Origin of the sequence: Mycobacterium sp., assembly GCF_035697385.1 — a bacterium.
GTDB lineage: Bacteria > Actinomycetota > Actinomycetes > Mycobacteriales > Mycobacteriaceae > Mycobacterium.
Genome location: NZ_DASSCY010000001.1, coordinates 1 through 7,639 on the forward strand (window position 1 = coordinate 1; position 7,639 = coordinate 7,639).

A 7,639-nucleotide genomic window follows, 5' to 3' on the forward strand; every position below is an offset into this window, starting at 1 on the left:
ATGTCGTCGGCCGGCACACCAGCCACGTCGGCGCCTAGCTCCTCGGGCTCATCGGCTTCTTCAGCTTCTTCCTCCGCCGCTTCGGCTTCTTCGGCCTCGGCCTTCGCGTCTGCGAACTCCTCGGCCTCCGCGATGTCCTCCGACGGCGCCTCGGCGACGTCCTCAGTGAGCGCCTCGGCTTCCGCGGCCGCCTCTGAATGCGTCTCGCTTTCGCCTTCGGTTTCCTCGCCCGCCGCGGCCGTGGCGTCCTCGTCCTCGGCTTCACCGGCGACCTTTGCGGCGGCAACCAGTCCCGTCGTCGTCGCAGCAACGCCCGTCAGCTCTTTGACGAACTCTTCGATGGAGGTTTCTTCCTCCTCCTCGGTGTCCTTCGCCTTGTCTTCGGCCTCGGTTGGCGTGCCCTTGAGTGTCGCCGGATCCTCGCGACCTTTCGGTGCGGCCATTATGTAGATAACCGCGCCGATGAACACGAACGTCGATGTGAACGAATTGATTCTGATCCCCGCGAAACCGTTCGCCTCGTCAACGCGCATCAGCTCGATCCAGAACCGGCCGAAACAATAGCCGGCCACATACATCGCGAACAGTCGACCGTGCCCGATCTTGAACCGCCGGTCGATGTACATCAGCGCCGCGAAAACCAGCAGGTTCCACAGCAATTCGTACAAGAACGTGGGATGCACGATCGAATCCAGTTGGCCCGTCGACACCCCGTTGACCAAGTGCGGGCTGACGGCGCCGCTGGCATCGCTCCGCTCATAGATCTCCAAGCCCCACGGCAATGTCGTCGGGCCGCCGTACAGCTCCTGGTTGAAGTAGTTACCGATACGCCCGATCGCCTGCGCCAGAACGATTCCCGGTGCGATCGCATCGCCGAACGCCGGCAACGGAATTCCCCGCCGCCGGCACCCGATCCAGGCTCCGACACCGCCGAGGGCGACAGCGCCCCAAATGCCTAGGCCGCCATCCCAAATCCGCAGCGCCCCGACAATGCCCGGACCATTGCCGGTGAAGTACTTATCCCAGTCGGTGATCACGTGGTACAGCCGCCCACCGATCAAGCCGAACCCCACCGCCCAGAACACCATGTCGTAGACGGTTCCGGGCTCTCCGCCGCGCTGTTGCCAACGACGTTCGCCAATGATCAGCGCCACCACGATCCCGGCGATAATGAAGAAGGCGTAGGCGCGAATTGGTAGCGGGCCGAGATGCCAGACTCCTTGAGATGGGCTCGGAAACGAAGCCAGAAGAGTCGTCGTCACGCAGTAATCCCCTGCCGCACACCGTCGGCGAGCTCCTCGGTCAGCGACCGCACCGCTGCAATCCCGTCCGTCAACGCCGATACCAACGCCGAACCGACGATGACGCCGTCCGCGTACGCCCCGATCTGCGCCGCCTGCTCGCGCGACCTCACACCCAATCCGACGCCGACCGGAATGTCCGAAACCGCCCTCACCCGGCCGACCAGCTCCGGAGCCGCCGTCGACACCGCGTCACGGGCACCGGTGACCCCCATTGTCGATGCGGCATAGACGAACCCGCGTGACGCTGCAGCAGTCGCCGCCAACCGCTCCGGAGTCGACGACGGCGCAATCAGAAAAATCCGGTCCAGGTCGTGCGCATCAGAAACTGACATCCACTCGTCGGCCTCATCAGGAATCAGATCCGGCGTGATCATTCCGAGCCCGCCCGCCGACGCCAGGTCGCGAGCGAATGCGTCGATACCCCTGCGCAGCACCGGGTTCCAGTACGTCATCACTACCGCCCGGCCGCCGGCATTGCTGATCGCCTCGACGGCGGCCAGCGCGTCGCGCACCCGCACTCCGCCCCGCAGCGCCGCCTCGGTGGCCGCCGCGATCGTCGGGCCGTCCATGCCGGGATCGGAGTACGCGATCCCGACCTCCACCACGTCGCAACCCGATTCGACTAACGCAGTCATCGCTGAGATCGACGTGGGCACGTCGGGGAACCCGGTCGGTAGATAACCGATCAACGCAGACCGGCCCTCGGCCCGGCATGAGTCGAACAGTCCCGCCAGTCGACTCATGACGCACCATCCAGCAGCCCGAACCACTTGGCCGCCGTCTCCACATCCTTGTCGCCCCGGCCGGACAAATTCACCAGGATGATCGCTCCGCGCCCCAATTCCTTGCCCAGCTTCACCGCACCGGCGACCGCGTGAGCTGATTCTATGGCCGGGATGATGCCTTCCGTGCGGCACAGCAACGCGAACGCATCCATCGCCTCGGTGTCGGTGATGGGCCGATAATCTGCGCGGCCGGTGTCCTTCAGAAATGCATGTTCCGGGCCGACGCCGGGATAGTCCAAACCCGCAGAGATCGAATGCGATTCGATGGTCTGCCCGTCCTCGTCCTGCAACAGGTACGAGAACGACCCTTGGAATGCTCCTGGTGAACCGCCCGTGAAAGTCGCTGCGTGGCGGCCGGTTTCGACACCATCACCGGCGGCCTCGTAGCCGACCAGCCGCACATCTGGATCGTCGATGAACGCGTGGAAGATTCCGATCGCGTTCGACCCACCGCCAACGCACGCCGTCACCGCATCCGGCAGCCTGCCGGCCTGCTCGACAATCTGCACCCGCGCTTCCAGTCCGATAACTCGCTGCAGGTCACGGACCATGGTCGGGAACGGATGCGGTCCCGCCGCGGTACCGAAGCAGTAATATGTGTTGTCGGCGTTGGTGACCCAGTCCCGGAAAGCCTCGTTGATCGCGTCCTTCAACGTCTTCGAACCCGCCTCGACCGACACCACCTCCGCCCCGAGCAGCCGCATGCGCGCCACGTTCAAGGCTTGCCGCGCGGTGTCGATCGCGCCCATATAGACCACACACTCGAGGCCCAGCAGCGCGCACGCCGTCGCGGTCGCGACCCCGTGCTGGCCTGCGCCTGTCTCGGCGATCACCCGCGCCTTGCCCATCTGGCGGGCCAGCAGCGCCTGCCCCAGCACATTGTTGATCTTGTGAGATCCCGTGTGGTTGAGGTCTTCTCGCTTCAGGAAGATCCGCGCACCGCCAGCATGCTCGCTCAGCCGCTGCGCTTCGTACAACGGCGACGGCCGCCCGCTGTAATGCCGCTGCAGCCGGTCCAGTTCATCGAGGAAACTCTGATCGCCACGCGCCTTCTCGTAGGCGGACGTGACTTCCTCGATCACGGCCATCAGCGCCTCGGGCACGAATCGTCCGCCGTACACACCGAAATGGCCATGCACGTCCGGATCGTGACTGGTGGGTTCGGCGACGGCCGCGCTGGACTGCGGCAGTTCCGGGCCGGCGAAATCGGCCACGAGTCAGCGTGAGGGCTTCGGGCACGACGGATGCGTGCCTGCGGTGACCAAATCGGCAACGGCGCTGCGGGGATCACCACTGGTGACCAGTCCCTCGCCGACGAGCACCGCGTCGGCGCCTGCCCCGGCATAGGCGAGCAGATCCGCGGTGCCCCGAACCCCGGACTCCGCGATCCGGATGACACCGCTCGGCAGTCCAGGGGCGATGCGCGCGAAGCAATCCCGATCGACGTTCAGAGTTTTCAGATCCCGCGCATTGACACCGATGACCTTCGCACCGGCCTCCAGCGCGCGATCCGCCTCCTCCTCGGTGTGCACCTCGACGAGTGCGGTCATACCCAGCGACTCAGTGCGGTCGAGCATCGACTCCAAAGCTTGTTGCGCCAGCGCGGCGACGATCAGCAGCAGCATGTCCGCACCATGAGCACGTGCCTCGTGAATCTGATACGGCCCGACGATAAAGTCCTTGCGCAACACGGGGATTGACACCGCCGCGCGCACCGCATCCAGATCCTCAAGTGAACCGTTGAAGCGACGCTCTTCGGTCAGCACGCTGATGACGCGGGCGCCGCCGTCCTCATATGCTTGCGCCAGCTTCGCCGGATCCGAGATCGACGCCAACTCGCCGCGCGACGGGCTTGCCCGCTTCACTTCGGCGATCACACCGATGCCGGGTTGGCGCAACGCGGCCAACACGTTCAGCGGCGGCGGCGCGGCCTGCGCCAATTCCTTGATCTCGGTGAACGGAACGAGCGCCTCACGTGCGGCAACATCGGCACGGACTCCTTCGATGATGGAGTCGAGTACGGTCGCCGAACTCATACCCGTCGATTCCCTTCCCGTACCGCAGCTTGATCTTCAACGAAGGGTAGCCGCCACCACACCACCATTGATCACCGGCCCTTGTTGTCCCCGTCGGTGGGGTCACGCCCCTCGTCGAGGGCATCCCAGATGGTGCGCTCCGAAATCGCGGCGCCCGGTTCCTCGGATTGCGGTGCCGCGCGGCGCACATATCGCGCCGCATCCGCCCGCGCCCTGGCTGCGCGCATGAGCAGCACCGCGCCCACAAGGGCGGCCACCGCTGCCACCAAGGTGATCACCGCACCCGAGTATTGCCGTTGCGTGCCGACCAGATCGGCGACCGGCACCTCCGCGAGATGAGCGGCGCGCACGGCCACATCGCGGATCACCCACAGGCTGATCGCCAGGTATGCAGTGCCCGCACTCGCCGCCGCGACCAGTATCGCCAGCACCCGCAGCGGCCAGCCACGCACCGCCAGCGCCGCAATCGCCGCGGCCAGCAGCAACACCGCCAGCGGCACCAGCGCCGTCGACCAGCTTCCGCCGGACAACGCGACGGTCTTTGGCTGCCCAAGCCCGTCGAACGAGCTGACCTCGACCCACGTCATCCGCGACGCCACCCACAGCGCCGCAGCAGCGGCCACCAGGAGCAGTTGCCCGACCCGGGTCACGGCTCGCTCAACGTTTCCGCCGCGGCGATCGCGTTGAGCACAGCGCGGGCCTTGTTGGCCGCCTCCGTGTACTCATACGGCCCATTGGAATCGGCCACGACTCCCCCGCCGGCCTGCACGTACGCCGTGCCGTTGCGCATCAGGGCGGTGCGGATGGCGATCGCGAAGTCGGCGTTGCCAGCGAAGTCCAGATACCCCAGCACGCCACCGTAGAGGCCGCGGCGGGTCTTCTCGACCTCTTCGATCAGCTCCATCGCGCGCACCTTCGGTGCACCCGACAGCGTCCCTGCCGGGAAGCAGGCATTCACGGCATCCAGGGCGGTCTTGCCCTCGGCCAGGTGGCCGGTCACCGTCGACACCAGGTGCATGACGTGGCTGTAGCGCTCGATGTGGCTGTAGTCCTCGACGCGCACCGTTCCTGGCCGGCAAACGCGGCCGAGATCATTGCGGCCAAGGTCGACCAGCATCAGGTGTTCGGCGCGCTCCTTGTCGTCCTCCTGCAGCTCCTTCTCCAGCAGCAGGTCTTCTTCCTCGGTCGTCCCGCGCCACCGGGTGCCGGCGATCGGGTGCGTCGTCGCCTTGCCGTCCTTCACCGTCACCAACGCCTCAGGACTGGAGCCGACGATCGAAAAGTCCAGTCCCCCATCAGCATTGGGAACATTGAGCAGATACATGTACGGGCTGGGGTTGGACACCCGCAGCATCCGGTACACGTCGAGCGGATCGGCATCGGTGTCCATCTCGAACCGCTGCGACGGCACGACCTGGAACGCCTCACCGGCCTCGATGTCGCGCACCAGCTTCTCGACGATCGCGCCGTACTCCTCGACAGTGCGCTGCGCGCGATGCAGCGGCTCGGGCCTGCTGAACGTCGCAACGGTGGACGGCAGATGCACGCTCAGCGCGGCCGTCATCACGTCCAGCCGGGAGACAGCGTCGTCGTAGGCCCAATCCACCCGCTCATCGGTGCCGTTCCAGTTCACGGCGTTGGCGATCAGCGTGATGGTGCCTTCGTGGTGGTCGACCGCCGCGATGTCTGTCGCCAGCAACAGCAGCATGTCCGGGAGCCCGAGGTCGTCAACCGCGAGCTCCGGCAGCCGCTCCAGCCGTCGCACCATGTCATAGGCGAAGAAGCCGACCAGGCCCGACGACAGCGGCGGCAGGCCCGGCAGCGGTTCGGTCTTCAACAGCTCCAGCGTCGCGCGTATCGCCTGCAGCGGATCGCCGCCACTTGGCGCGTCGCGCGGCGTGACACCCAGCCAGACCGCCTGGCCGTCGCGCACCGTCAACGCCGACGGCGCTCCCGCCCCGATGAACGACCACCGCGACCACGACCGCCCGTTCTCGGCCGACTCCAGCAAGAACGTCCCTGGCCGGTTGGCGGCCAGCTTGCGATACGCCGACAGCGGGGTCTCACTGTCGGCGAGCACCTTGCGAGTCACCGGCACTACGCGGTGCTCGGCGGCCAGCGCCCGAAAGTCCTCGCGCGAGGTGGTGATGGCGAGGTTGGCCGTTGATTGCACGGAACAATCCTCCCAGACCTGCCTGTGCAAACCCCAATTCAGGCTGCGAACACGCAAGCCAGCGGCGATGCCGACGCCGGGGTCAGCGGACTGGTCAGGATGACCGGTGCCTGTGCCATGAACCTGGGGGTGCGGCCGCGGTGCTCGTCGGCGGCGTGCGCCGTAAACGGGTGGACGACGTACACGTCGCCCGGCTCGCCCGTCGCATGCGCTATCGGGCGTCCGGCGCTCGCTTCGTCGACCACACGGCCCATCTCTTCGAGGTCCAGCGGGTCCGCTCCGAGCACGCGAGCGACGTCGTGGTGCGAACCCACACGGATGCGCGTTGGCGCGTCGTCTGGGCCGACCTCGGAGAGCAGAGTCAGCACGAGCACGGTGTGGGGACGACCGGTTACCGCCCAGGACCCGTCGGGCAGCGGTGTGTTGGCATCGATATGCCAACCCCGGTCGTCGGCCGGCGGCGAAACGGGGAACCTGACCGGGATATTTCCCAACACGAAACGCGGCTGCCATCCACCGCTGCCGCAGATCGCGTCCAGCGCCGCGGACAGACGCGGACTTCGTGCCAACTCACCGAATGGGCCCTGCCCGGTCAAATCGGCGGTCCACTTCACCGGCTCCGACCACTGGCCGGGATCATCGGCGGACAGGCCCAGCTGCTGCCACAACACGGCTCGCGCGGCGTCGGCGACAGCCCTCGGCGCGGCGTGCTCAACCTTGACGTATCCGTCGGAGATGAACGCGTCCAAATCAACCATTGGGCGGAGCCTTCCAGATGGAGGACGCACGGCGCCAACGATTTTCGGGCTGCGGGCAGGGTCGCCGCAGTGGCAGGCGTAGCGTAGAGAGCCATGAAACGTGGGGACCGGGTCGCCGAGTTCGAACTACCGGATCAAACGGGCACGCCGCGCAGCCTGACCAGCCTGCTCGCCGACGGCCCAATCGTGCTGTTTTTCTATCCCGCCGCGATGACGACGGGCTGCACAAAGGAGGCGTGTCACTTCCGCGATCTGGCTTCCGAGTTCGCCGCCGTCGGCGCCAGCCGAGTTGGCATCAGCACCGATTCCGTTGAGAAGCAGGCGAAGTTCGCCGATCAGCAGAGCTTCGACTACCCGCTGCTGTCCGATGCGCAGGGCACGGTCGCAGCGCAGTTCGGCGTGAAGCGTGGGCTGCTCGGCAAGCTCATGCCCGTCAAGCGGACGACGTTCGTCATCGACACAGACCGCACCGTGCTCGACGTGATCGCCAGCGAATTCAGCATGGACACCCACGCCGACAAGGCGCTCGAGGTGCTGCGGGAGCGCCAGTCGGCCTAGGGCAGGCTTGAGAACGTGGGGGTGC

The 7,639-nt window shown here is 66.4% G+C and carries 8 protein-coding genes; 1 reads left to right on the top strand and 7 read right to left on the bottom strand.

Annotation, left to right across the window (positions count from 1 at the left end):
- From lgt to VFH65_RS00035, 7 genes are all read right to left on the bottom strand, one after another.
- A partial coding sequence (gene lgt / locus VFH65_RS00005; protein WP_353319081.1) for a prolipoprotein diacylglyceryl transferase occupies window positions 1-1,262 on the bottom strand: 1,262 nt, incomplete at its 3' end.
- Window positions 1,259-2,047 (bottom strand): tryptophan synthase subunit alpha, encoded by a 789-nt coding sequence (trpA, locus tag VFH65_RS00010; RefSeq protein ID WP_353319082.1) that lies wholly within the window; start codon window positions 2,045-2,047, stop codon window positions 1,259-1,261. The genes trpA and lgt, both read right to left, overlap by 4 nt.
- Window positions 2,044-3,303: a tryptophan synthase subunit beta gene (gene trpB / locus VFH65_RS00015; RefSeq protein WP_353319083.1), complete on the bottom strand. Its 1,260-nt coding sequence runs from the start codon at window positions 3,301-3,303 to the stop codon at window positions 2,044-2,046. The genes trpA and trpB overlap by 4 nt, the downstream gene beginning before the upstream one ends.
- Window positions 3,304-3,306: 3 nt before the next feature.
- Window positions 3,307-4,125, bottom strand: coding sequence for an indole-3-glycerol phosphate synthase TrpC (gene trpC, locus VFH65_RS00020; protein WP_353319084.1), 819 nt, complete (start codon window positions 4,123-4,125; stop codon window positions 3,307-3,309).
- A 71-nt stretch (window positions 4,126-4,196) separates the two neighbouring features.
- Window positions 4,197-4,775, bottom strand: coding sequence for a TIGR02234 family membrane protein (locus VFH65_RS00025; RefSeq protein WP_353319085.1), 579 nt, complete (start codon window positions 4,773-4,775; stop codon window positions 4,197-4,199).
- Window positions 4,772-6,298, bottom strand: a complete 1,527-nt coding sequence (locus VFH65_RS00030) for an anthranilate synthase component I (RefSeq protein ID WP_353319086.1) — start codon at window positions 6,296-6,298, stop codon at window positions 4,772-4,774. Before VFH65_RS00030 ends, VFH65_RS00025 begins: the two co-directional genes overlap by 4 nt.
- Before the next feature lie 38 nt (window positions 6,299-6,336).
- Complete coding sequence (locus tag VFH65_RS00035; protein WP_353319087.1) at window positions 6,337-7,056, bottom strand: phytanoyl-CoA dioxygenase family protein; 720 nt, start codon at window positions 7,054-7,056, stop codon at window positions 6,337-6,339.
- A 93-nt stretch (window positions 7,057-7,149) separates the two neighbouring features.
- On the opposite strand from VFH65_RS00035, the gene VFH65_RS00040 reads away from it, so the two are divergent.
- Complete coding sequence (locus VFH65_RS00040; RefSeq protein ID WP_353319088.1) at window positions 7,150-7,614, top strand: peroxiredoxin; 465 nt, start codon at window positions 7,150-7,152, stop codon at window positions 7,612-7,614.
- Window positions 7,615-7,639: the final 25 nt, after the last annotated feature.

Coding starts and splice junctions, on each gene's coding strand:
- trpA (WP_353319082.1), bottom strand. CDS start 2,047: ATGAGTCGACTGGCGGGACTGTTCGACTCATGCCGGGCCGAGGGCCGG.
- trpC (WP_353319084.1), bottom strand. CDS start 4,125: ATGAGTTCGGCGACCGTACTCGACTCCATCATCGAAGGAGTCCGTGCC.
- VFH65_RS00035 (WP_353319087.1), bottom strand. CDS start 7,056: ATGGTTGATTTGGACGCGTTCATCTCCGACGGATACGTCAAGGTTGAG.
- VFH65_RS00040 (WP_353319088.1), top strand. CDS start 7,150: ATGAAACGTGGGGACCGGGTCGCCGAGTTCGAACTACCGGATCAAACG.